Origin of the sequence: Massilia jejuensis, assembly GCF_042656795.1 — a bacterium.
GTDB classification, from domain to species: domain Bacteria; phylum Pseudomonadota; class Gammaproteobacteria; order Burkholderiales; family Burkholderiaceae_D; genus Telluria; species Telluria jejuensis.
The window spans coordinates 61,331-84,461 of the sequence record NZ_JBHSMS010000039.1; the positions used below are offsets into that span (position 1 = coordinate 61,331).

20 protein-coding genes are annotated in these 23,131 nt (G+C 67.6%); 12 read left to right on the forward strand and 8 right to left on the reverse strand.

The features are described from left to right. Positions 1-162: 162 nt before the first annotated feature. Positions 163-897: a helix-turn-helix transcriptional regulator gene (locus ACFPOU_RS12375; RefSeq protein ID WP_379721473.1), complete on the forward strand. Its 735-nt coding sequence runs from the start codon at positions 163-165 to the stop codon at positions 895-897. Here the strand turns inward: ACFPOU_RS12375 and ACFPOU_RS12380 are convergent. Continuing rightward, positions 872-1,138 (reverse strand): helix-turn-helix domain-containing protein, encoded by a 267-nt coding sequence (locus ACFPOU_RS12380; RefSeq protein WP_379721476.1) that lies wholly within the window; start codon positions 1,136-1,138, stop codon positions 872-874. The two genes, ACFPOU_RS12375 and ACFPOU_RS12380, sit on opposite strands and share 26 nt — an antisense overlap. A gap of 152 nt (positions 1,139-1,290) precedes the next feature. Here ACFPOU_RS12380 and ACFPOU_RS12385 point away from each other — a divergent pair, with 152 nt between their 5' ends. Next, positions 1,291-1,902 (forward strand): acyl-homoserine-lactone synthase, encoded by a 612-nt coding sequence (locus ACFPOU_RS12385; RefSeq protein ID WP_379721479.1) that lies wholly within the window; start codon positions 1,291-1,293, stop codon positions 1,900-1,902. A gap of 6 nt (positions 1,903-1,908) precedes the next feature. On the opposite strand, the gene ACFPOU_RS12390 is transcribed toward ACFPOU_RS12385, so the two are convergent. Next, positions 1,909-2,460 carry a GNAT family N-acetyltransferase gene (locus ACFPOU_RS12390; protein WP_379721482.1) on the reverse strand — a complete coding sequence of 184 codons (552 nt, stop codon included), beginning with the start codon at positions 2,458-2,460 and terminating at the stop codon, positions 1,909-1,911. Beyond that, positions 2,457-4,541, reverse strand: coding sequence for a prolyl oligopeptidase family serine peptidase (locus ACFPOU_RS12395; protein WP_379721485.1), 2,085 nt, complete (start codon positions 4,539-4,541; stop codon positions 2,457-2,459). The genes ACFPOU_RS12390 and ACFPOU_RS12395 overlap by 4 nt, the downstream gene beginning before the upstream one ends. A gap of 179 nt (positions 4,542-4,720) precedes the next feature. Here ACFPOU_RS12395 and recC point away from each other — a divergent pair, with 179 nt between their 5' ends. From recC to recD, 3 genes are read left to right on the forward strand one after another with little or no spacing between them, the layout of a single operon-like run. Continuing rightward, entirely contained in the window at positions 4,721-8,110 is a 3,390-nt protein-coding gene (recC, locus tag ACFPOU_RS12400) for an exodeoxyribonuclease V subunit gamma (protein WP_379721488.1), read from the forward strand. Continuing rightward, the gene (gene recB, locus ACFPOU_RS12405; protein ID WP_379721491.1) at positions 8,107-11,730 is read left to right on the forward strand and encodes an exodeoxyribonuclease V subunit beta; all 3,624 of its coding nucleotides are present in this window, start codon (positions 8,107-8,109) and stop codon (positions 11,728-11,730) included. The genes recC and recB overlap by 4 nt, the downstream gene beginning before the upstream one ends. Positions 11,731-11,733: 3 nt before the next feature. After that, positions 11,734-13,674: an exodeoxyribonuclease V subunit alpha gene (gene recD, locus ACFPOU_RS12410; protein WP_379721494.1), complete on the forward strand. Its 1,941-nt coding sequence runs from the start codon at positions 11,734-11,736 to the stop codon at positions 13,672-13,674. 49 nt (positions 13,675-13,723) lie between these two features. Here the strand turns inward: recD and ACFPOU_RS12415 are convergent, their stop codons facing one another. The 3 genes from ACFPOU_RS12415 to ACFPOU_RS12425 form a co-directional block, all read right to left on the reverse strand. Then, positions 13,724-13,999: a hypothetical protein gene (locus tag ACFPOU_RS12415; protein ID WP_379721497.1), complete on the reverse strand. Its 276-nt coding sequence runs from the start codon at positions 13,997-13,999 to the stop codon at positions 13,724-13,726. 176 nt (positions 14,000-14,175) lie between these two features. Continuing rightward, the gene (locus ACFPOU_RS12420; protein WP_379721500.1) at positions 14,176-15,183 is read right to left on the reverse strand and encodes a serine hydrolase; all 1,008 of its coding nucleotides are present in this window, start codon (positions 15,181-15,183) and stop codon (positions 14,176-14,178) included. A gap of 228 nt (positions 15,184-15,411) precedes the next feature. Continuing rightward, on the reverse strand, positions 15,412-16,428 hold the full coding sequence (locus ACFPOU_RS12425; protein ID WP_379721503.1) for a sulfate ABC transporter substrate-binding protein: 1,017 nt from the start codon (positions 16,426-16,428) through the stop codon (positions 15,412-15,414). Positions 16,429-16,702: 274 nt separating this feature from the next. On the opposite strand from ACFPOU_RS12425, the gene ACFPOU_RS12430 reads away from it, so the two are divergent. From ACFPOU_RS12430 to ACFPOU_RS12450, 5 genes are all read left to right on the forward strand, one after another. After that, positions 16,703-17,227 carry a GNAT family N-acetyltransferase gene (locus tag ACFPOU_RS12430; protein ID WP_379721507.1) on the forward strand — a complete coding sequence of 175 codons (525 nt, stop codon included), beginning with the start codon at positions 16,703-16,705 and terminating at the stop codon, positions 17,225-17,227. Between the two features lie 80 nt (positions 17,228-17,307). Further along, the gene (locus tag ACFPOU_RS12435) at positions 17,308-17,949 is read left to right on the forward strand and encodes a YcbK family protein (RefSeq protein WP_379721510.1); all 642 of its coding nucleotides are present in this window, start codon (positions 17,308-17,310) and stop codon (positions 17,947-17,949) included. Between the two features lie 125 nt (positions 17,950-18,074). Next, positions 18,075-18,368: a DUF378 domain-containing protein gene (locus ACFPOU_RS12440; protein WP_379721513.1), complete on the forward strand. Its 294-nt coding sequence runs from the start codon at positions 18,075-18,077 to the stop codon at positions 18,366-18,368. A gap of 19 nt (positions 18,369-18,387) precedes the next feature. Then, positions 18,388-18,846 carry a metallophosphoesterase family protein gene (locus ACFPOU_RS12445; protein WP_379721516.1) on the forward strand — a complete coding sequence of 153 codons (459 nt, stop codon included), beginning with the start codon at positions 18,388-18,390 and terminating at the stop codon, positions 18,844-18,846. Positions 18,847-18,925: 79 nt separating this feature from the next. Continuing rightward, positions 18,926-19,333, forward strand: a complete 408-nt coding sequence (locus ACFPOU_RS12450) for a hypothetical protein (RefSeq protein WP_379721519.1) — start codon at positions 18,926-18,928, stop codon at positions 19,331-19,333. 78 nt (positions 19,334-19,411) lie between these two features. Here the strand turns inward: ACFPOU_RS12450 and ACFPOU_RS12455 are convergent, their stop codons facing one another. Further along, the gene (locus tag ACFPOU_RS12455; RefSeq protein WP_379721522.1) at positions 19,412-21,088 is read right to left on the reverse strand and encodes an electron transfer flavoprotein-ubiquinone oxidoreductase; all 1,677 of its coding nucleotides are present in this window, start codon (positions 21,086-21,088) and stop codon (positions 19,412-19,414) included. 175 nt (positions 21,089-21,263) lie between these two features. Here ACFPOU_RS12455 and ACFPOU_RS12460 point away from each other — a divergent pair, with 175 nt between their 5' ends. Together ACFPOU_RS12460 and ACFPOU_RS12465 are read left to right on the forward strand one after the other, a co-directional pair. Continuing rightward, entirely contained in the window at positions 21,264-22,040 is a 777-nt protein-coding gene (locus tag ACFPOU_RS12460; protein ID WP_379721525.1) for an SDR family oxidoreductase, read from the forward strand. A gap of 70 nt (positions 22,041-22,110) precedes the next feature. Next, on the forward strand, positions 22,111-22,527 hold the full coding sequence (locus ACFPOU_RS12465) for an acyl-CoA thioesterase (protein ID WP_379721528.1): 417 nt from the start codon (positions 22,111-22,113) through the stop codon (positions 22,525-22,527). A 16-nt stretch (positions 22,528-22,543) separates the two neighbouring features. On the opposite strand, the gene ACFPOU_RS12470 is transcribed toward ACFPOU_RS12465, so the two are convergent. Further along, positions 22,544-23,104: a LuxR C-terminal-related transcriptional regulator gene (locus ACFPOU_RS12470; RefSeq protein ID WP_379721531.1), complete on the reverse strand. Its 561-nt coding sequence runs from the start codon at positions 23,102-23,104 to the stop codon at positions 22,544-22,546. Positions 23,105-23,131: the final 27 nt, after the last annotated feature.

A 23,131-nucleotide genomic window follows, 5' to 3' on the forward strand; every position in this document is an offset into this window, starting at 1 on the left:
GCACACGATTCAAGAACATTACGGCAAATGCACGTTGCAAACTTACTACAAAATAGATGACTAAACATGCATGAGAATTGCTAGAATTGCTAGGACGCATGCTTTGTGTGCGGTATGCCAAGGGCATAGAAAACAGTCATTCCCTACAGGCGAGCGTGCGATATGATTGAAACTGCACAGCTAGTGCAGCTGCTTGAATCTAAGGACGCCGAATCCTGGCGTCGCGTCCTGCTTGAGCTTGCCGGCTCGGTCGGCCTGGAGCAAATGATGTACGCCGTGGTGCATACGCGCCACGCCCAGTACGAAAATGCTTTCGTACAGACGAATTATTCCGCCGGGTGGCGCGAACGCTACGATGCCGAACATTTCGCTTATGTCGATCCCACTGTCAGCCATTGCCTGACCAGTACGCTGCCGATCGTCTGGCAGCCGGAAACCTTTGCCACCGAGGGCGGACGCACCCTGTATGAAGAAGCCTGCAGCCACGGCATGCGCACCGGCGTGACGCTGCCGATCCACGGGCCGAACGGGGAAGTCGGTTTGCTCAGCCTGGCATCAGACGCGGCGCCGGGCGAAAAATTCGCGCGCGAGATCAGACGCAACATGGGCGAACTGAGCCTGATCCGCGACTATGCGTTTGCCTCGTCGGTCGCGTTCGCCCACCCGGGGGGCGGCGAGCCGGTACCGCACCTGACCAGGCGTGAACTGGAGGTGCTCAACTGGGTCATGGCGGGCAAGTCTTCTTGGGAAATCTCGATGATTACCCGTTGTTCTGAAGCGACCGTCAATTTTCACCTGGCTAACGTGCGTCAAAAATTCAATGTCAACACACGTCAGCAGGCGGTGGTCAAGGCAATCTCGCTGGGCCTGCTCAACCCTGAAGATCGCCATCGTTGAGCTTTCCGTTGACGTATAGCTTCAACAGGATCGCCACTGGGGTCGGAATCGCCAGGCCCGTCTCGAACCGGCTCCCGCTCGATTGCGTGACGCCGAACCGTCCCCAGAATTTCTCCTGACTTTCACGCTTACTGATGCGTAATTGTCGCAGGTCGGCATGCGGTGGACGCGCGGGCAGGGGCATGGCGGTGTATGCGGCCGGTCGGGCAAGCATGGATTCGCTCATGAAATCGTTTGGCATGGCCAGTCTCCTCGTTGACGGGTGAAAACGCAGTATTCCACCGTGTCGCTTCGCAGCCACCTAGCAAAGCTGCTAGTACCCTTCGTGAGTAAATTGCCCGAACCTTCATGCCTGTCGCATAGAAATTTTCGTCAACATACAGGGAGAACGACATGGCACTGCAAATCAATATCGCTGCACGGCACGAATTCCATTCCCGCGATTTGCGCGAAATGCATACGTTGCGCGCTAAAGTGTTCCAGGGCCGGCTAGGTTGGGAAGTGCCCGTGTTGTCTGGAATGGAAATCGACGGCTACGACGCGCTCGAGCCGCACTACATGATGATGCGCGATTCCGGCGAAGGCATGCTGCGCGGTTGCTGGCGCCTGCTGCCGACCGACGGCCCCTACATGCTGAAGGACTCCTTCCCGCAACTGCTGCACGGGCAGCCGGCGCCCTGCGATGAACACATCTGGGAGTTGTCGCGCTTTGCCATCGAAACCGGCGGCGGCAGCCAGTTCGGCTTCTCCGAAATCACGATGGAGTCCTTCGCCGCGATCACCCGCTACGGGTACGAACACGGGATCGAGAAGTATGTGACGGTGACCACGACCGCGATCGAGCGCCTGCTGCGCCGTGCCGGCATCGTGACCGAGCGTCTCGGGCCGCCCCTGGTGATCGGGGTCGAGACGGCGGTGGCCTTGTACGTCGATATCGATGCGAGCTATCCGGCGGTGGTGCGCTACGGAGCGGGCAAGCAGCGCTCCTACGGGTTGCCGCAGTAAGGGTCTTCAGGCCAGCGCGAGCCGCATCGGTTGCTCCATCCGGTTCGCTCCCGGACGCTGCGGCTGCGGCTCTCCCGCCTCGCGGAACCCGGCGCGCGCATACAGGCGACGTGCGGCGTCGTTGCCGCACACCACGCCCAGCTCCATGGCAAGCGCGTTGCGCGCGCGTGCCCAGTCGAGCGCGGCGGCGAGCAGCGCGGCGCCCACGCCATGGCCGCGTGCCTCTGGCGCCACCCACAACTGGTACAGCCTGGCCAGGGAGGGATCGGCCGCGTCGGCCTTGGCCCAGGCCAGGCCGGCCCCGGCGCCGCCGGCCTCGGCCACCAGCGGCAGCTCGCGCCCGGACGTGGCGCCCAGTGCCAGGCGCCAGGCCCAATCATGGTCGCCGCGCGCTTCTTCCTCGGCCAGCGTGCTGGCGAAGGCCTCGGGCGCCTGCGCCAGCGCGCGCAGGCGCAGGGCGCGGTACAGCGGCCACTCGTGCGGCGCCAGCGCACGCACGGCGACAGCGCGCCCGGCACCGGGGAGCGTGGCCGCCGCGCCACCCGCACCCGGCCTCATGCGAGCTGCTGCCACAGGAAGGAATAGGTCAGCGCCCACATGCGCGCCTGCTGGGAATTGTTGGCCGCGCCGGCATGGCCGCCTTCCGTGTTTTCCCAGTACAGCACGGCGTGCCCCTGTTCTTCCATGCGCGCGGCCATCTTGCGCGCGTGGCCCGGATGCACGCGGTCGTCGCGGGTCGAGGTGGTCAACAGCACTTTCGGATACTGCTTGTCCGCGAAGACGTTGTGGTAGGGCGAGTACTTGCCGATATGGTCCCACTGCCGCGGATCGTCCGGGTCGCCGTATTCGCCCATCCACGACGCCCCGGCCAGTAGCTTGTGGTAGCGCCGCATGTCCAGCAGCGGCACCTGGCAGACGACGGCGTTGAACAGGTCGGGACGCTGGGTCAGGGCGGCGCCCACCAGCAGGCCGCCATTGCTGCCGCCCATGATGCCGAGGTGGCGCGGGCTCGTGAGTTTGCGCTCGACGAGGTCTTGCGCCACCGCGAGGAAATCGTCGAAGGCCCTCTGGCGCTTTTCCTTGAGCGCCGCCTGGTGCCAGCGCGGCCCGAACTCGCCGCCGCCGCGGATATTGGCCAGTACGTACACGCCGCCTTTTTCCAGCCAGCCGGCGCCCAGCATGCCGCTGTAGGCCGGTTTCAGGGACACTTCGAAGCCGCCGTAGCCATACAGGACGGTCGGATTCCTGCCGTCCGCTTGCGCGCCATGCGCCATGACGACGAAGTAGGGCACCATCGTTCCATCCCGCGAGCGCGCCTCGAACTGGGACACCCTGTACGGTGTCGCATCGAACCAGGCCGGCATCGCCTTCAGGCGTTCGCGCCCGTCGCTGCCGACCTGGCCCAGGTAGAGGGTGGTCGGCGTCAGGAAATCGTTCACGCTCAAAAAATAGTCGTCCGATTCGACTTCGTCGAGCGCCGCCACGCCGAGCGTGCCGATGCCGGGCGTGGCGACCTCGCGCCGCTGCCAGGCACCGTCGACGCGGCGCAACTCCACCAGGCGGTTCTTCACCTTGTCGAGGACGGTGAGCAGCAGGGCGCTGCGGGTGACGGCCACGCCGTCGAGGGAACTGGTCGCCGTGGGCGTGAACAGCGGCGCGAAATCGCGCTCGCCGTCCAGGAAGCGGGCAATGTCGATGGCCAGCAGGCTGCCCTGCGGCCAGGTGCGGCCTCCCGCCGACCAGTCCGAGCGCAGTTCGACCAGCAGCTGGTCGCGCACGGCGAAGGCGTTGGCGTCCTCGGGTTTCTCGATCTTCACCAGTTGGCCGCCCGCGCGCAGGAACAGTTCGCTGCTGTAGAAGCCGATCTGGCGCGTGACGAAATCGCGCTCGAAGCCGGGCGTGAGGTCGCGCCGGGCCGACGCCGACAAGTCGCCCGTGCCCGCTTCGAACACCAGGCGCGCATCCGCCAGGGGCGTGCCGCGCTTCCATTCCTTGACGATGCGCGGGTAGCCCGAGTCGGTCATCGTACCCGCTCCGAAGTCGGTGGCGACGAACAGGGTGTCCTGGTCGATCCAGCCGACGCTGCCTTTCGATTCGGGCAGCGTGAAGCCGTCGGCGACGAAGGCGCGCTCCACGAGGTCGAATTCGCGCACCACTTCGGCATCGCCCCCGCCGCGCGAGAGCGAGACCAGGCAGCGCGTGCCGCGCGGCGCGAGGAAGGTGGCGCCTGCCCAGACCCAGTTCTCGTTCTCCGCCTGCGCCAGGGCGTCGAGGTCGATCACCGTTTCCCAGCGGGGCGCATCCTTGCGGTACTCGGCAAGCGTGGTGCGGCGCCAGATGCCGCGCTCGTGCACGGCGTCGCGCCAGAAGTTGTACAGCCGGTCGCCATGCTTGCGTACGTGAGGGATACGCTCCCTGGCGTCGAGGATGCCCTGCAGGCGCGCGCGCAGCGCGTCGTGCGCCGGCCCGCCCAGCACCTCTTCCGAGAGCGCATTGCGGGCGCGCACCCAGTCCAGGGATTTGTCGCCGCCGACGTCTTCCAGCCAGGCATGCGGGTCGTGCGGCGCATCTTGCGCCCCATCCGCGTCGGCGCCGCCCGCCGCCGGTCCTGGCACCACCTTTGCTGCCGCTTCGCTCATCCCGCATCCTCTCTGCCGGGCGCCCCATGGCGATCCGTGCGCATGTATGTTCGCATATATATTAGCAACAATCTTCCGGCCCCAGGTCCACGGGCTCCCCGGCATCGTCCCGCCTTTCGCCGCGCGCCCAAAAAGGGTATCCTGTTGCGCCTGAGCTGCCCAATCGACCACGCCCCTTGATGTCCTCCACGATCACCCCCGGCCTGCTGATTTTGCACGGCAACCAGATGGAAATGCTGCGCGCAGCCGTCTTCGACTGGCTGCGCGGGCATCCGCTCGGGCCGCTGGAGCAGGAAACCATCCTGGTGCAGTCGAACGGTTTCGCCGAATGGCTCAAGATCGCGCTGGCCGAGGAGCTCGGGGTGTGCGCGGCGACGCGGGTGGCGCTGCCGGCGCGCTTCCTGTGGGAAGCCTACCGCGCCATGCTCGGGCGCGAACGCGTCCCCAGCCGCTCGCCCTTCGACCGCGATCCGCTGACCTGGCGCCTGATGCGCCTGCTGCCGACGCTCTTGCGGGAACCCGTGTTCGCGCCGCTCACGCATTTCCTGGGCGACGGCTGCCCGGAACGGCGCCTGCAGCTGGCCGAGCGCCTGGCCGACCTGTTCGACCAGTACCAGGTCTACCGCGCCGACTGGCTGACCGACTGGGAAGTCGGGCGCGACCAGCTGCGCCGCGCCGGCGGCGACGCGCTGCCGCTGGCGCCCGACCAGTGCTGGCAGGCGCGGCTCTGGCGCGCCGTGCACGACAGCGTGCCGCCGATGCAGCGCGGCAGCGGGCGCGCCGCGATCCACGAAGTGTTCGTCGCCAAGATCCTGTCGGGCGAGCCGCCCGTATCGCCGCTGCCGCGCCGGGTCGTGCTGTTCGGCATGTCCGCCCTGCCGTACCAGACCTTGCAGGCGATCGCCGCGCTGTCGCGCCACACGCAGGTGCTGCTGGCCGTGCCCAATCCATGCCAGTTCTACTGGGGCGACATCATCGAGGGGCGCGAACTGCTGAAAGCGGCGCACAAGCGCCAGCCGGCGCGCGGCGGCGTCGACCTGGCGGCCTTGCCGATGGAAGAACTGCACGCGCACAGCCATCCGCTGCTGGCAAGCTGGGGCCGCCAGGGACGCGACTTCGTGCGCATGCTCGACGAATTCGACAACGAGGCGGGCCGTCCCGAAGTGGCCGGCAGCGCCAGGCTGCGCGTCGACCTGTTTTCCGACGGCGACGGCGAGACCCTGCTGCAGCAGGTGCAGGCCGCGGTGCGCGACATGCGCCCGCTGTCAGAGCATACGCGCCTGCCGCCCGCGCCCGGAGACCGCTCGATCGAGTTCCACGTCGCCCACAGCACCCAGCGCGAGGTCGAGGCCCTGCACGACCGGCTGCTCGCGATGTTCGAGCAGGACCCGACCCTGCGCCCGCGCGACATCGTCGTCATGGTGCCCGACATCGATACCTTCTCGGCCGCCATCCACGCGGTCTTCGGCCAGCACAGGCGCAGCGACCCGCGCCACATCCCGTTCGAGATCGGCGACACGCGCGACCGCAGCGTGAACCCCCTGCTGGTCGCCCTCGAATGGCTGCTGCGCCTGCCGCAGCAGCGCTGCCGCCAGAGCGAGATCCGCGACCTGCTCGACGTGCCGGCCGTGGCCGCGCGCTTCGGCCTGCGCGAAGACGACCTGCCCACCCTGGGCGCCTGGATCGACGGCGCCGGCGTACGCTGGGGCCTCGACGGCGAGCACCGCGCCGGCCTCGGCCTCGGCGCGGCCGGCGAGCAGAACGCCTGGATCTTCGGCGTGCGGCGCATGCTGCTGGGGTATGCCAGCGGCGCCGGCGCGCGCTTCGGCGACATCGAACCGTATGCCGAAGTCGGCGGGCTCGACGCCGCGCTGGCCGGCTCGCTGGCCCAGTTCGTCGAATGCCTGCTCGCCTGGCGCGCGCGCCTGGCGCAGGCGCGTGCCCCGGTGGAATGGGGCGTGCAGGCGCGCGCCTTGCTCGCCGACTTCTTCGACGGCCGCGAGGAAGGCGACCGCATCACGCTGGCCCAGTTGGGCGAAGCCCTGAACTGCTGGATGGAGATGACGGAGGCGGGCGGCTTCGACGAGCCGGTGCCGCTCGCGGTGCTGCGCGAAGCCTGGCTCGGGCAGATCGACCAGCCGACCCTGAACCACCAGTTCGTCTCCGGCGGCGTCACCTTCTGCACCCTGATGCCGATGCGCGCGGTGCCGTTTCGCGCCGTCTGCCTGCTCGGCATGAACGACGGCGACTTCCCGCGCCGCGCGCCGCAGAACGACTTCGACCTGCTGGCGATGGCGGGCATGGGCCGCCCCGGCGACCGCTCGCGCCGCGACGACGACCGCTACCTGATGCTGGAGGCGCTGCTGGCCGCGCGCGACAAGCTCTACGTGAGCTGGGTCGGGCGCAACGTGCGCGACAACAGCGAGCAGCCGGCCTCGGTGCTGGTGGCGCAGCTGCGCGACTACCTGCACGCGGGCTGGGATGTCGACCTCGCCACGCTCACCACCGAGCACGCGCTGCAGCCGTTCAGCCGGCGCTATTTCGAGGAAGGCGGCTTGCCGACCTATGCGCGCGAGTGGCGCGCGGCCCACCGGGTGGAAGCCGAGGGCGCCCTGGACGCCTTGCCGGCCTACGAACTGGAGCCGGACTTTCGCCTGAAACTGTCCGAGCTGGTGAACTTCGTGAAGCAGCCGGCGCGCTATTTCTTCCGGCGCCGCCTGGGCGTCGTGTTCAATGCGGCCGACGTCATCGGCGAGGACGAGGAACCGTTCGCGCTCGGCGCGCTCGACCGCTACTTCCTGGAAGACAGCCTGCTCGACGATTCCGGCAAGGTCGAGGACCTCGACGAGGTGCGCCAGATGCTCGGCGCGCGCGCCGAACGCCTGGCGCGCGAAGGCGTGCTGCCGATCGGCCTGGTCGGGCGCCAGTGGCAGCAGCAGCTGGTCGACGGCCTGGTGCCGGTGCGCCGCGCCTGGCTGGAACTGGGCCGCCGCTTCCCGCTGCCGGCGCCGAAACTGGCGATCAGCCTCGACTTCGACGGCGTGCTGCTGGAAGACTGGATCGACCGCCTGCGCACCGACGGCGGGAAGACGGCCTGGCTGATGCAGATTTCCTCGAAGGTGCTGGACAAGGCCGGCGCGCCGCGCGGAGAGAAACTGATCGGGCCCTGGCTGCGCCAACTGGCCGCGAGCGCGCTCGGCGTCGGCGCCACCGGTTACCTGGTGGCGCGCGACGCGACGGTGACGATGGCGCCGCTCGCGCGCGCGGATGCCCTGGCCGTGCTGGGCAACCTGGTCCACCTGTGGCGGTGCAACCTCGACGCGCCGCTGCCGGTGGCCTGCAAGACGGCGCTCGCCTTGCTGCAAGGGGCCGATCCGCGCAAGGCCTACGACGGCGGCTACGAGCTCCCCGGCGAGGTCGAGGAACCCTGCCTGGCGCGCCTGTGGCCGCAATTCGCGCTGCTGGTCGCCGCCGGCGGCTGGCCGGACCTGGCGCACGATCTGTACGGCGCCCTGGCGCACTGGCTGCGGGAACAGATCCAGGTGACGCCGCATGGAGCAGACGCATGAGCCAGCTGCTCGACGCGCTGACCTTCCCGCTGCACGGCTCGCGCCTGATCGAAGCGAGCGCCGGCACCGGCAAGACCTGGACCATCGCCGCGCTCTACCTGCGCCTGGTGCTGGGCCACGGCGCCGGCAATGGCTACGCGCGTCCGCTGCTGCCTTCCCAGATCCTGGTGATGACGTTTACGCGCGCCGCCACGCGCGAACTGGCCAACCGCGTGCGCGAGCGCCTGGTGGGGGCCGCCGCCTATTTCCGCGGCGAGGGCGAGGGCGCCGATCCCTACCTGGAAGCCCTGGCCGGCAGCTATGCGAGCGATGCCGAACGCCGCATCGCCGCGCACCGCCTGGTGCTGGCGGCCGAGACGATGGACGAGGCGGCGATCTTCACCATCGACGCCTGGTGCCAGCGCATGCTGCGCGAGCATGCCTTCGATTCCGGCAGCCTGTTCGACGAGGAACTCGTCAGCGACGAGCGCATGCTGTTCGAGGATGCCGCGCACGACTACTGGCGCCAGCATGTCTACCCCCTGGACAGCGGCGCGCTGGCGGCGGTGCTGGATGTCTGGCGCGATGTCGAGGCGCTCAAGGAGGCGGTGCGCGAGCTGGTGCAGCGCGCGGCCACGCTCGGCATGGACGATCCCGAGCCGCTGGCGAGCCTGGTCGCGCGCGTGCAGCGCAGCCTGCAGGCCGAACTCGCGTCCTTGAAGGAAGGCTGGTTCGAGCGCGCCGGCGAGATGGAGCGCTGGATCGCCGGGCAGCGCGAGCGCAATCCGAAAGCCTTCAACGGCAACAAGATGCGCGTCGATTCGGTGCCGAAATGGTTCGAGGCGCTGCGCGCCTGGGCGCAAGATCCGGCGCTGCTCGCCCCGGAGATCAACGAGACCGCGTGGAAGCGCCTGGCGCCGGCGGGCCTGGAAGACGCCTTCGGCAAGGACTTCCATGCCGTGGTGCCGGAATGCTTCGGCTGCACCGACGGCTTGCGCGCGGCGCTGGCGGCCATCGCGCCGCTCTCGCACGCGCTGCTGCGCCATGCGGCCGGGCACATCGCGCGCCGCATCGCGGAACTGAAGACGCGCAACCGCCAGTTCGGCTTTGCCGACATGCTCAGGCGCCTGAAGGACGCACTGGAAGGGGCCAACGGGGAGGCGCTGCGCGCACGCATCGTCGCCCAGTTCCCGGTCGCACTGATCGACGAATTCCAGGACACCTCGCCCGACCAGTACGCGATCTTCAACCTGCTCTACCGGGTGGCCGCCAACGACCCCGGACAGGGCCTGTTCCTGATCGGCGACCCGAAGCAGTCGATCTACGGTTTCCGCGGCGCCGACATCCACAGCTATCTCGCCGCCCGCGGCGCGACCGAGGGCCGGCATTACCAGCTCGGCACCAACTGGCGCTCGACCGCGGCGCTGGTGGAGGCGGTCAACCAGCTGTTTCGCCACGCCGAAGGCGACCGGCAGCACCCGGGCCACGCGGCCGGCGCCTTCCGCTTCCGGCGCGGCGGCGTCAATCCGCTGCCTTTCGAGCCGGTCCGCGCGGCTGGACGGCGCGCCGAACTGGTCGGCGTCGACGGCCCCTGTCAGGCGCTGGCCCTGTGCACGGTCGAACAGGAAGACATGAATGTCGAGCAATACCGCACCTTCTTCGCCGACCACTGCGCCGAGCACATCGTCACGCTCCTGAACCACCCGCAGGTCGGTTTCGCCGAGGAGGGCCGGTTCCAGCGGCTGGTGCCGGCCGATATCGCCATCCTGGTGCGCGACCGGCGCGAAGCCGCCGCCATCCGCCAGGCGCTGGTGCGCCGCAAGGTCGCCAGCGTCTACCTGTCGGACAAGGATTCGGTCATCGAGAGCGAAGAGGCGGCGGACATGCTGCGCTGGCTGTACGCGGTCGCCAGTCCCCTCGACGGCGCGCTGGCGCGCGCGGCCCTGGCCACGCGTACGGCCGGCCTGCCGCTGGCCGAGCTGGCGCGGCTGTCAGGCGACGAAGCCGCCTGGGAAGAGCGGGTCGAGCAATTGAAGGCCCTGCACCAGTCCTGGCAGCGCCAGGGCGTGCTGGCGATGCTGCGCCGCTTCATCCACGAGCTCGGCCTGCCGGCGCGCCTGCTGCGCGAGCCGGGCGGCGAGCGCCGGCTCACCAACCTGCTGCACCTGGCCGAACTGCTGCAGCAAGCCAGCACCCAGCTCGACGGCGAGCAAGCCCTGATCCGCTGGTTCGCCGAACAGATCGAGGGCCTGGGCGAGGGCGGCGAAGAGCGCGTGCTGCGCCTGGAAAGCGACGCCGAACTCGTCAAGGTCATCACGGTGCACAAGTCGAAGGGCCTGGAATACCCGCTCGTCTACCTACCTTTCGCCGTCACCGCGCGCAAGACCGACAAGCGCAACCGCAGCTTCTTCGAGTACGTGCACGAGGATGGCGGACGCCGCATCGACCTGGCGCTGTCGGACGAGGCCCTGGAGGCCGTGGACCGGGCACGCCTGGAAGAAGACTTGCGCCTCCTGTATGTGGCGCTGACGCGCGCGCGCCACTTCCTGTGGCTGGGCGTGGCGGCGGTATCGAGCCGGAAGAAGGGAGAGAACCGGCTGCACGAGTCGGCCCTCGGCTACCTGCTCGGCGGCGGCGCGCCGGTGCCGGCCGCCTCGCTCGGCGAGCACCTCGGGCGCCTGCGCGGCGCGTGCGCCGGGATCGAACTGCGCACGCTCGACCCGCTCGACGGCTGCACCATGCTCGACCGGGTCGAGGAGCGCGCGGCCTTGAGCGACGCGCCGCCGTTCTCGGCCGACTTCGAGCGCAACTGGTCGGTCGGCTCCTTCACCTCGATCACGCGCCACACGACGGCCCCGCCCATGCGCGCGGCCGAGGAAACGCTGATGGAGGACGAGGAAGCCGCGCCGGCGCCGCGCGTCGAGGACGCGCCCTGGCACCGTTTCCCGCGCGGCTCGGTGCCGGGCAACTTCCTGCACGAGCAGCTCGAATGGCTCGGGCAGGAAGGCTTCGACGGCATCGACGACCCGCATGTCGACACCCGCCTGGCGCAGCGCATCGAACGTGCCGGCTGGGGCCACCGGCTCGAGGACACGCTGGCCTGGCTGCGCACGATCGTCGCGACGCGCCTGCCGCCGGTGGGCGCCAGCCTTTCCGAGATCGTCGACACGGTGCCGGAAATGGAATTCTGGTTCCCGAGCGACGGCCTCGACCTGGGCGAGCTGGACCGCCTGTGCCGCCGCCGGCTGCTCGGCGAGACGGCGCGGCCGACCCTGCCCGAACGCGCGCTGCACGGCATGCTCAAGGGCTTTGCCGACCTCGTGTTCGAGCACGAGGGCAAGTACTGGGTGCTCGACTACAAATCGAACGCGCTGGGGCCGAACGACGCCGCCTATACCCGGCGCGCGATGGAGGAGGGGATGGCCGGGCACCGCTACGACATCCAGGGCGCGATCTACATGCTGGCGCTGCACCGCCTCCTGAAAAGCCGCCTGGGCGACGCCTACGACCCGGCGCGCCAGCTGGGCGGCGCCGTCTTCCTGTTCCTGCGCGGGATCGCCAACACCTCGACGCATGGCTGCTGCCTGCTCGAGCCGGACGTCGCGCTGCTCGACGGCCTGGACCAGCTCCTGGGGAGATGACGCATGACGCATGATGTCCGGGCCGCCGTTTCTCCAGCCGCCCTGTGGGAGGAAGCGATGCACCTGACCGAGGCCGGCCAATTGCGCCGCCTCTCCATGGCCTTTGCCCGCTTCGTCGATTCGCTCGGCCCGGTCGCGCCGCCGCTGCTGCTGGCCGCGCTGGTGCTGTCCGAACTCGAAGGGCGCGGACACAGCTGCCTGCAGATGGCGGACCTGGCGCGCGACCCGGCGGGCCTGCTCGGGTGGACGAGAGAACAGTGGCAGGCCCTGGCGGGCAGCGTCGCGCCGCTGCCGAAAAACGCGAAAGCCTGGGCCGCGCAGCTGGCCGCCTGCGAGCAGGTGTGGCAAGTCGGGCAATTCGACTACGGCGCGCCGCTGGTGTTCGATGGCGAACGCCTGTACCTGCGGCGTTACTGGCGCGACGAGACCCTGGTGGCCGACAGCATCCGCGCGCGCGCGCTGGCGACGCACCCGGTCGAATCGACCGGGGTGCGCAGCTGGCTCGACCTGCTGTTCGCCTCCCAGCGCGTCCAGCAAAAGCCGGACTGGCAAAAGCTGGCGTGCGCGGTGGCGCTGCGCGGCTCGGTGGCGATCATCACCGGCGGCCCCGGCACCGGCAAGACCTATACCGTGGCGCGCCTCCTGGCGCTGCTGTTCGCCGTGGCCCCGGACGCGGCCCGCCAGCGCATCGCGCTGGCCGCGCCGACCGGCAAGGCCGCCGCGCGCTTGAAGCAGTCGATCGACAAGGCGCTCACCGATCTCGCCGAGCGCGTCGGCGAGGCGCTGCCGCTGCGCGAACTGACCGGCCGCATGGGGGCCGCGCGCACCCTGCACAGCCTGCTCGGGGCGCGTCCCGATACCCGCAGCTTCGCCCACCACGCCGGCAATCCACTGGAGGTGGACGTCCTGATCGTCGACGAAGCCTCGATGGTGCACCTGGAAATGATGGCCTGCCTGCTCGACGCGCTGCCGCCCGGCGCGACCCTGATCCTGCTGGGCGACAAGGACCAGCTGGCCTCGGTGGAAGCGGGCGCCGTGCTCGGCGACCTGTGCCACGACGCCCAGTCCGGCGGCTACAGCGGCGCCACCGCCGATTACGTGTTCGAGGCCAGCGGCGAGGAACTGCCGCCGGAATACCTGGGCCATGGCGGCCCGCTGGCCCAGCAAACCGTGATGCTGCGCCACAGCCGCCGCTTCGGCGGGCCGATCGGGCAACTGGCGCTGGCCGTGAACGCGGGCGAGGCCGATGCGGCCGCGGCCGTGCTGCGCGGCGGCGGTGCGGGCGCGCTGCGCTGGATCGAGGGCGCGCACCAGCACCAGGTCGTGACCCTGGCCCTGGCGGGCTACCAGCCCTGCCTGGAGCTGCTGCGCGCGGGGCCGCAGGGAGCGCATGAGGACTGGGTGCGCGCCGTATTGCAGCGCTTCGAGGCCTTCCGCATCCTGTGCGCGGTGCGCGAGGGGGAGTGGGGCGTGTCGGGCCTGAACACGGCGATCGAGGCCAGCCTGCGGGCGGCCGGGCTCCTGCCCCGCGCCGGCGAATGGTATGTCGGACGCCCGGTGATGGTGACGCGCAACGATTATGGCACCCGCGTCTTCAACGGCGACATTGGCCTGACCCTGGGCGACCCGGCGCGTCCCGGTTCGCTGCGCGTCTACTTCCTTGAAGGCGACGACGTGCGCAGCGTGCTCGCGACCCGCCTGCGCAGCGTCGAGACGGCGTTCGCGATGACGGTGCACAAGTCGCAGGGGTCGGAATTCAGCCACACGGTGCTGGTGCTGCCGGAAGACCGCCACGGCATCCTGACGCGCGAGCTGGTGTACACGGGGATCACGCGGGCGAGCACCGCGTTCACGCTGGTGACGCCGCACGCGCCGGTGCTGGCCGAGGCCGTGGCGAGAAGGACGCACCGGGCCAGCGGGTTACGGCATTTGATCGAGCGGTAGCGGCGGCCGCAAGGGCCTCCCGCAACCGCTCCGCGGGTGGGTAAGCCGGTCAGCCGTCCAGCCCCTTGCGCAGCAGCTCGTCCACCAGCCGGTTCATGTCCACGCCGCGCTCCCCGGCCAGCGCCTGCAGTCGCGCCACCAGGTCGCCATTGAGCTTGACGGCGAACGGTACCAGGCCCAGTGCGCGGTCGCGGTCGCGGTCGCGGTCGCGCTGTTCGCGGCGGTCGGCCGGGGCGGCGTCGCCGGCGCCGAACGATGCGCTGCGGGTGCCCATCTGGTTCATGATTTTCTTGGCATCGCTCTTGGCAAGGTCGGCTTTTTTCATTGTCTGCTTTCACACGGGTTATTCGAACCGCATTCTACCTGCGATGGGCCATGGGCAGCGCGATGCAGCCCGGTCCGGCGCCGCGGCCGGGCCGGAACGCAAAAAGGGATGCGGGCACACGGCCCGGCATCCCTTTTCGTGAACGGCGCAAGGGCCCGCGGGCCCTGCGCCTGCCATCAATTGCGGCGCTTGCGCACCACGACGACCTTCTTCTTGGTCGCGACCACGCGCGCCTTGCTGCGCACGCCGGCTTTCGCCTTGACCTTCACGACCCGGCCGCCGGCGGCCTTGATGCGCAGGCCCGTGCCGCCGGCCTTCAGGCGCGGAGCGCGGCCGCCGGCCTTGATGATGCTGGCCGAGCGCGCCGCCTTGGCAATGCGTCCCACCGGGGCTTCTTCGCCGGCGATGTGGCGGCGCACGTTCAGGGCGTCGAGGATGCGGGCCGACGAGGCGCCGGCGTTGAGCAGCACCATCGTCGCGTTCTTGCCGGCGGCCTTGATGCTCATGATCAGGCAGCGGCCGGCTTCCTGGGTATAGCCGGTCTTCGACAGGCCGATGTCCCAGCCCTTGGCGCCGACCAGGCGGTTGGTGTTGCGGTACTCGACCCCGCGGCCGTTGATGTTGATGATGTTCTTGGCGTCGGTCGTCTGCTCGCTGATCTCCGGGTAGGCGGCGGCGGCGCGCGCCATCTTCACCAGGTCCGGACCGTTCGAGCGGTTGTTCGGCGACAGCCCGGTCGGCTCTTCGATGACGGTGTTGTGCATGCCGAGCGCGGCGATCTTGCGGCGCACGGCGGCCTTGAAGGCGACGAAGCCGCCCGGATAGGTGCGGCCCAGCGCGGCGGCGGCGCGGTTGTCCGAGGACATCAGGGCCAGCTGCAGCACGTCGCGGCGCGGGATGCTGGCACCGACCGGCACGCGCGAGGTGCTGTGTTTCAGGGTATCGACATCGCTGCGGTCGATTTCGATCAGCTCGTCCATGTTTTGCCTGGCATCGAGGATGACCATCGCGGTCATCAGCTTGGTCAGCGAAGCGATGGGAAGGATGGCGCTGGCGTTCTTTTCCAGCAAAATCTTGCCGGTGTCGTCTTCGACCACCAGGACCGATTGCGAACCGAACGGCACCGCGATTGCGGCAGCGGACGAGATCGACAACAGGACGGCGGCGAACAGTTTCTTGATCATGGGTGTCAGTAGGTGTTGGGAATGATGGCCAGGCGCCAGGCTTGGCGCCGTATTTACTTGCTCTGCGGCACATCTAAGCCATGAAAGATAGCACTCGCATTTCCTACTGTCTATGGCGCACAAGCAAAAACCAGGCTCGACTGTGACTTTTCGTGACAAAAAAGGCCCTGCGTTGTCGCAGGGCCTCCAGGGCAGGGCTAATTCATTGCTGCATCGCACACGGGACGCTTATTTCGACTGGTAGATCTTGTCGAATTCGCCACCGTCGTCGAAGTGAACTTTCTGCGCATTGCGCCAGCCGCCGAACAGCTCGTCCACCGAGAACAGCGCGATCGGCTTGTAGTTGGCCGCGAATTTCTTCATGACCGCTTCGTTGCGCACGCGCAGGTAGTGCTTGGCACCGATTTCCTGGCCGACCGGGGTGTAGAGGAAGTTCAGGTAAGCCGTCGCCTGCTTGCGCACGCCGCGGCGGTCGACCACCTTGTCGACCACGGCCACCGGCGACTCGGCCAGGATCGACACGGCCGGGTAGACCACCTCGAAATTGTCGCCGAACTCGGCGCGTACCATGCTCACCTCGTTCTCGAACGTCACCAGGGCGTCGCCGATCTGGCGCTGGGTAAAGGTGGTGGTGGCCGCGCGGCCGCCGGCGTCGAGGATCGGCACGTTCTTGAAGATGCGGGTAACGAGCTCGCGCGCCTGGGCTTCGGTGCCGCCCTTCTTTTTCAGCACCGAGCCCCAGGCCGCCAGGTAGGTATAGCGGCCGTTGCCTGCGGTCTTGGGATTTGGGATGATGACCTGCACGCCCGGCTTGGCCAGGTCGTCCCAGTTCCGGATCGCCTTCGGGTTGCCTTTCCGGACCAGGAACACCATGGTCGAGTAATACGGCGCCGCATTGTTCGGGAACTTCTTGGCCCAGTCCTTGACCACGAGGCCGCGGTCGGCCAGCATGTCGATGTCGTTAGCCTGGTTCATCGTCACCACCGACGCTTCCAGGCCATCGGCCACGGCGCGCGCCTGCTTGCTCGAGCCGCCGTGCGACTGCTTGATCGTCACCGTCTCGCCCGTGCTCTTTTTCCAGCTCTCGATGAAGGCCGGGTTGATGTCCTTGTACAATTCGCGCGCCACGTCATACGAGACGTTGAGCAGCTCGGGCGCGGCGGCGTTGGCGGCCAGCGGCAGCGCGGCGCCGACCGCAAGCGCGAGGATCCAGCGGCGCAGGGGATTGAGGGGGTGGCGTGGCATATTTTTCTCGCTTTTATCTACAATGGAAACAGCGTCCATGTTCCATTTATTCAGAAGAAAACGGAAGAATAATTTCGTCATATGCTTAGAAGCTGTCTGGACAGGTGGTGCGAGCGGCGGTCTTGCGCGCGCCAGTAATAGACCCAAAGCAATGTATGCATGGCCTTCGGCAAGCTCTGCGGCTTTCAGTGTATAGTCCGGACATTCGCAGGAGCCGTCAAAAGCGTGTTTTTGGGCAATAGAATCAGTCATTACGAGTTACTGGGTAGCGTTCATGGGTATCGACATTCGCAAAGCAGCACCGCTTGATGCTGCACCGGCCTGCAACCTGCTGCGCCGCTCGATCGAGCAGGGCTGCGCGCCCGACCACTGCGGCCGTCCCGATATCCTCGATACCTGGCTCGCCAACAAGAACCCGGAAAACGTCGCCGCCTGGTTCGCCTCTCCCACCAACCACGCCATCGTCGCCGAACGCGATGGAGAACTACTGGGACTGGCCCTGCTGACGCAGGCCGGCAAGCTTGCCCTCTGCTACGTCGAACCGGGCGCCTTGCGCATCGGCGTCGGCCGCGCCCTGCTGGCCGCGGTCGAAGCCCAGGCGCGCGCCTGGAACATCGGCAAGCTCTTCCTGCACAGCCCTGCGAGCAGCACCACCTTCTTCGAACGCCACGGCTACGCCAATGCCGGCCAGGAAAAATCCTGCTTCGGGCTCGAATGCAGCCTGATGTGGAAGCAGCTCGACGCCGACCCGCTCGAGGCCGACGCCAAGCGCAAGCGCTTCTGCAACTGCAGTCAATAATCACCTAAAACCAACAGGACACGTCTTTGACGGCTGAACTCGTTACGCTATAGTACGGGCTTCGCAAAGATGAGTACCTTATGGCTTCCCGCAGAGATTTTCTTGAATACGGCATGCGCCTGTCCGCGCTCGGCGTGCTTGCCCCGGCCCTCGCCGGCCAGGCCCAGGCGGCGCCGCAAGCCGCTCCCAGCGACCTCACGCCCCCGCCCGACCTGTTCGACGCCCAGTTGCTCGACCTCGATTTCTGGGTCAAGCCGCGCACGCTCAGCGTGACGCGTCCGGCCAGCGGCGAGCGCACCAAGCTCCTGTACTGGAAAGACGGCGAAGTGATCGACTCCGCCTACCAGGAACTGTGCCATATGCTGCGCGACGTCAACGGCCGCGAAACCGCGCCGATCGACCCGAAACTGCTGGAGATGCTGTGGGGCACCCAGGCCTTCATCGCCCGCTACGGTCTCGAGCAGCCGCTCGAGATCCTTTCGGGCTACCGCACCCCGGCCTCGAACGCACGCCTGCTCGAGCAGGGCATTCCGGCGGCGCGCAAGTCGCTGCACATGAGCGGCAAGGCGGCCGATATCCGCATCTCCAGCCTCAGCGAGGAAGTGCTCGGCGGCCTGATCCGCAGCTTCCGCCAGGGCGGCGTCGGCTATTACTACCGGTCCGGTCCGAAAGGCGGCTGGATCCATGCCGATACCGGGTTGAACCGTACCTGGAAAGGCTGATAAAGCTGATAAAGCTGATAGGGCGTTCGGGCGCGCCGACTGCGTGGTTTTTTGCTATCTTGGGATCTGCGTCGGCAATGACCGCATTGCCGCTCGCGCGACTGATCTTTTGAAGGAGACCCGTTATGGCAACGATGAACGCACCGACGATGGATCGCCGCACCGGCCCCGAGCGACGCAGCGTGCTGCGCGAAGGCGGCCGCTCGGCCATGTCGGCACTCGATTATCTCGCGATGGCGCTGCTGATCGTCGGCGGCCTGAACTGGGCCATGGTCGGCCTGTTCGAGGTCGACATGGTGGCCACCATCTTCGGCCCCGGCAGCCCGGCGGCGCGCCTGATCTATGTGCTGGTGGGCCTGGCGGCGCTGTATTCGATCTATACGACGGCGAAGTTGGCGGGAGCGAAGCGCCATCGCTGACGATCGCCCGGACCGCGCCATGCGCGTCGGACTCATCTCCGACACGCATGGGCTGCTACGTCCCGAGGCGCTGGACTTTCTCGCCGGCTGCGATCATATCGTCCACGGCGGCGACATCGGCAGCGCCGCCATCCTGGAACGCCTTGCGGCCATCGCGCCGCTGACGGTCGTGCGCGGCAACAACGACCGCGACCCCTGGGCGCGCGCTATTCCCGCCAGCGCCACGATCACGGTCGGCGGCATCCTGCTGCACGCGATCCACGACATCAAGGAACTCGACATCGCACCGCGCCTGCGCGGCGTGCGCGTCGTCGTGTCGGGCCACTCGCACAAGCCGTCCTGCGTCGAGCGCGATGGCGTGCTGTATATCAATCCGGGCAGCGCGGGCCGGCGCCGCTTCAGCTTGCCGGTCTCGGCGGCCGAGCTGCGCATCGGGCCCGGCCTGCAGGCGCGCATCGTGACCCTGGTCCAGGCCTGAAATACGCACCCGGCCCCTGACCGCGGCTGCCGAATACCGTATCATGGGGGCTTGCGCCTTTGACTCTTATCAGCATCCGATGACCGTTCCTCTCGATACGCCCCCACGCTTCCGTCCTCGTCCCTGGATCCATCTCGAAACGCCGCAGGACGTCGAACTCTGGATCGCGGAACACGACCAGGCGATGCAGGAACTGATCAAGCCGCACGAGACCGGCTACGGGGTCTGCTTCACGCTGGCCGAGGGCGGCAACATCTACCTGCAGAGTGCCGAGGATGCGATCGTGCTCGACGTCGACGACGACGCGGCCTGGATCGCGCCGCTGATCGTGGCCGCCACCGGCGTCGCGCCGCCGCGCGGGGCGTGCTGGGTGCTGCCGGCCGACAAGCTGATCCAGCTGGTCATTGGCCTGTCCAGCCTGGTGGCCAGCACCACCATGGTGGTCGGCCACCGCTTCGGTGCGCGCGGGCGTGCGCGCATCGGCTGACCCAGCTGCGGCGATCCAAGCCCCCTGGCATCGCCGCGGGCCAGGAAAAACGGGCGCCAGCGGCGCCCGTTTCAACGATTACATGTTCGGATAATTCGGCCCGCCGCCACCTTCCGGCGTCACCCACACGATGTTCTGCATCGGGTCCTTGATGTCGCAGGTCTTGCAGTGCACGCAGTTCTGCGCATTGATCTGCAAGCGGTCCTGGCCGGCGTCGGTCTTCACGAATTCGTAGACGCCGGCCGGGCAGTAGCGCTGCTCGGGACCGGCATATTTGGCCAGGTTGACATCGACCGGAATGCTGGCGTTCTTCAGCGTCAGGTGCACCGGCTGGTCTTCCGCGTGGTTGGTGTTCGAGATGAACACCGACGACAGGCGGTCGAAGGTCAGCTTGCCGTCGGGCTTCGGATAGACGATCGGCTTGAAGTTCGCGGCCGGCTGCAGGCATTCGTGGTCGGCGTGCTTGTGGCGCAGGGTCCATGGCGCCTTGCCCTTGAAGACGATCTGGTCGATGCCGGTCATGATGGTGCCCAGGTACAGGCCCTTGCTCATCCACGGCTTGAAGTTGCGCGCCGCGTGCAGCTCGGTGTACAGCCAGGATTTCTCGAACGCGGCCGGATAGGCGGCCAGTTCGTCGTGCTGGCGTCCGGCGCCCAAGGCTTCGAAGGCCGCTTCGGCAGCCAGCATGCCGGTCTTGATCGCGCCGTGGCTGCCCTTGATGCGGGAGGTGTTCAGGAAGCCGGCGTCGCAGCCGATCAGGGCGCCGCCCGGGAACACGGTTTTCGGCAGGGACTGCAAGCCCCCCGCGGTGATGGCGCGCGCGCCGTACGAGATGCGCTTGCCGCCTTCGAAGAACTTGCGGATTTCCGGGTGCGTCTTATAGCGCTGGAATTCCTCGTAGGGCGACAGGTAGGGGTTCTGGTAGGCCAGGCCGACCACGAAGCCCACCGCCACCTGGTTGTTTTCCAGATGGTAGAGGAAGGAGCCGCCATAGGTGCTGTTGTCCAGCGGCCAGCCGGCGGTGTGGATCACCAGGCCCGGCTTGTGCAGGGCCGGGTCGATTTCCCACAGCTCCTTGATGCCGATGCCGTAGGTCTGCGGGTCCTTGCCGCGGTTCAAATCGTATTTCGTCATCAGCTGCTTGCCGAGGTGGCCGCGCGAGCCTTCGGCGAAGAAGGTGTACTTCGCGTGCAGTTCCATGCCGAGCTGGAAGGCGTCGGTCGGCTTGCCTTCGCGGTCCACGCCCATGTTGCCGGTGGCGACACCCTTGACCGAGCCATCCTCGTTGTACAGGATTTCAGCGGCGGGGAAGCCGGGGAAGACTTCCACGCCCAGGCTTTCGGCCTGCTGGCCCAGCCAGCGCACGACGTTGGCCAGCGAGATGATGTAGTTGCCGTGGTTGGTCAGCATCTTCGGCACCATGAACGACGGCGTGGCGCGCGCCTTCGTCTCGGTCAGGAACAGGACCCGGTCTTCGGTCACTTCGGTGTTCAGGGGCGCGCCCAGTTCCTTCCAGTTCGGGAACAGTTCGTTGATGGCGATCGGGTCCATGACGGCGCCGGACAGGATGTGGGCGCCCAGCTCGCCGCCTTTTTCCAGTACGCAGACAGAGACCTCCTGGCCTTTTTCGGCGGCGAGCTGCTTCAGGCGGATCGCCGCCGACAGGCCGGCCGGGCCACCGCCGACGATGACGACGTCATACTCCATTGCTTCGCGCGGCCCGTATTGTTCGAGGATGTTGATGGTCTCTGTCATGGTCTTGTGTGGTTAAAAAAATTTAAGCACGAGTGTGCGGCTTTTTCCGTCCGAATGCAACTTTGCCCGCCATTTTAGGGCGAATATTAGATGGCGCCATCTAACGCCTGTAATCTGTGACATCATTATGCCTTCGTCATCATGCGTCTCACCGCACACCAGGACAGGAGCCAACGTGGGCATCGAAGTGAATTTTGAAGGAAAGATTGCGATGGTCACCGGCGCCTCGAGCGGGCTGGGCGCGCGCTTCGCGAAAGCCCTGGCCGGGGCCGGTGCCCAGGTGGTGCTGGCCTCGCGCCGCACCGAACGCCTGAAGGAGCTGCGCGCCGAGATCGAGGCCGATGGCGGCGCGGCGCACGTGGTCAACCTGGACGTGACGGACCTGGCCAGCATCAAGTCGGCGATCGCCCATGCCGAGACCGAGGCCGGCCCGATCGACATCCTGATCAACAACTCGGGCGTGCAAAGCACCCAGCGCCTGCTCGACGTGACCGAGGACGATTACCAGTACATCATGGATACCAACCTGCGCGGCGCCTTCTTCGTCGCCCAGCAGGCCGCCAAGCGCATGATCCAGCGCGCCAAGGGCGACCCGCGCAAGCAGCACCGCATCGTCAACATCGCTTCCGTCGCCGGCCTGCGCGTGCTGCCGCAAATCGGCGTCTACTGCATGAGCAAGGCCGGCGTGGTGCAGATGACGAAGGCGATGGCGGTCGAATGGGGCAAGTACGGCATCAACGTCAATGCCATCTGCCCCGGCTATATCTCGACCGAGATGAACGAGGACTATTTCGGGACCGAGCAGGGCAAGAAGCTGATCGACCTGCTGCCGCGCAAGCGCCCCGGCAAGCCGGAAGACCTCGACGGTTTGCTGCTCCTGCTGGCGGCCGAGGAAGCGCATTTCATCAACGGCGCGATCATCACCGCCGACGACGGCATGACGGCGCAGTAGGCGGCGTAGAATAGCGGACGGTGGCGCCCCTTGCGGCGCCATTTTTTTGTCTTCACGATGGGTGCACGGCATGAGCCACAAGATACTGGTACACACGATGCGCATGGCGGTGCGCTGGGGCGACATGGACGCGATGGGCCATGTCAACAACACGGTCTATTTCCGCTATTTCGAAACGGCGCGCATCGCCTGGCTGGAGCAGGTCGGCGCGCTGCCCGATCCGGCCGCGACCGGGCCGGTGCTGATCAATACCCAGTGTTCGTTCCTCAAGCAACTGACTTACCCGGCCGAGATCGAGGTCAGCTCGCACGTAGGGCCGCCCGGACGCTCGAGCTTTGAAATGACGCACGAGATCCGCGTCGTGGGCGTGGACGGGCAGGCGGGGGCGCTGCATGCCGAGGGCATGGCGAAGATCGTGTGGGTCGATTTCAAGGCCGGGAAATCGGTGCGCTTGCCGGACGAAGTGCGCGCCTTGCTGCCGCCCTGACGCGGCCGGGCGCCTGTCAGCGCGCCACCCCCACCAGCTTGTGTACCAGCTCCGACGACGTCGACGCCGAAAACTTGCGCATCAGCTTGGCCCGGTGCATTTCCACCGTGCGCGGGCTCAGCCCCGTCTCGCGCGCGATCACCTTGCTCGTCTTGCCCTCTACCAGCAGCGCCGCGATCTCGCGCTCGCGCGGCGTCAGCTCGGCCGTCACCGGCCGCTTCTCGCTCACGTCCTCGAAGGTCCACACCCCCGCGCCCAGCGGCTCGGCGGCGTTGAGCGCGCGTCCGGTCACGTGGCACCAGAACAGCTCGCCGTCGCCGCGGCGCATGATGCGCTCGTCGGAATAGCGGCCCTTCGCGTTCATGATCGGCACGATGCGGTCGCCCGTGCGCAGGAACTCGTCCATCGTCGGGTAGAGCACCGCGAAGGACTGGCCGTCGAGGTGGCCGCGGACGTAGCCGAACATCGCGGCCAGCGCCAGGTTCGACGACTGGATCACGCGGTTGACCGAGATGCACATGCCGACCGGCGCATGCTGGAAGATCATCTCGTAGTCGATGGCGTATGATTGGTTCACTGGATCGAGTCTCGGTGCGGGGACGGG

Coding starts and splice junctions, on each gene's coding strand:
- ACFPOU_RS12390 (WP_379721482.1), bottom strand. CDS start 2,460: ATGAGGCCGGGTGCGGGTGGCGCGGCGGCCACGCTCCCCGGTGCCGGG.
- ACFPOU_RS12425 (WP_379721503.1), bottom strand. CDS start 16,428: ATGCCACGCCACCCCCTCAATCCCCTGCGCCGCTGGATCCTCGCGCTT.
- ACFPOU_RS12440 (WP_379721513.1), top strand. CDS start 18,075: ATGGCAACGATGAACGCACCGACGATGGATCGCCGCACCGGCCCCGAG.
- ACFPOU_RS12450 (WP_379721519.1), top strand. CDS start 18,926: ATGACCGTTCCTCTCGATACGCCCCCACGCTTCCGTCCTCGTCCCTGG.
- ACFPOU_RS12465 (WP_379721528.1), top strand. CDS start 22,111: ATGAGCCACAAGATACTGGTACACACGATGCGCATGGCGGTGCGCTGG.
- ACFPOU_RS12435 (WP_379721510.1), top strand. CDS start 17,308: ATGGCTTCCCGCAGAGATTTTCTTGAATACGGCATGCGCCTGTCCGCG.
- ACFPOU_RS12420 (WP_379721500.1), bottom strand. CDS start 15,183: ATGATCAAGAAACTGTTCGCCGCCGTCCTGTTGTCGATCTCGTCCGCT.
- ACFPOU_RS12455 (WP_379721522.1), bottom strand. CDS start 21,088: ATGACAGAGACCATCAACATCCTCGAACAATACGGGCCGCGCGAAGCA.
- ACFPOU_RS12375 (WP_379721473.1), top strand. CDS start 163: ATGATTGAAACTGCACAGCTAGTGCAGCTGCTTGAATCTAAGGACGCC.
- recB (WP_379721491.1), top strand. CDS start 8,107: ATGAGCCAGCTGCTCGACGCGCTGACCTTCCCGCTGCACGGCTCGCGC.
- ACFPOU_RS12415 (WP_379721497.1), bottom strand. CDS start 13,999: ATGAAAAAAGCCGACCTTGCCAAGAGCGATGCCAAGAAAATCATGAAC.
- ACFPOU_RS12395 (WP_379721485.1), bottom strand. CDS start 4,541: ATGAGCGAAGCGGCAGCAAAGGTGGTGCCAGGACCGGCGGCGGGCGGC.
- ACFPOU_RS12385 (WP_379721479.1), top strand. CDS start 1,291: ATGGCACTGCAAATCAATATCGCTGCACGGCACGAATTCCATTCCCGC.
- ACFPOU_RS12380 (WP_379721476.1), bottom strand. CDS start 1,138: ATGCCAAACGATTTCATGAGCGAATCCATGCTTGCCCGACCGGCCGCA.
- ACFPOU_RS12430 (WP_379721507.1), top strand. CDS start 16,703: ATGGGTATCGACATTCGCAAAGCAGCACCGCTTGATGCTGCACCGGCC.
- ACFPOU_RS12445 (WP_379721516.1), top strand. CDS start 18,388: ATGCGCGTCGGACTCATCTCCGACACGCATGGGCTGCTACGTCCCGAG.
- recD (WP_379721494.1), top strand. CDS start 11,734: ATGACGCATGATGTCCGGGCCGCCGTTTCTCCAGCCGCCCTGTGGGAG.
- recC (WP_379721488.1), top strand. CDS start 4,721: ATGTCCTCCACGATCACCCCCGGCCTGCTGATTTTGCACGGCAACCAG.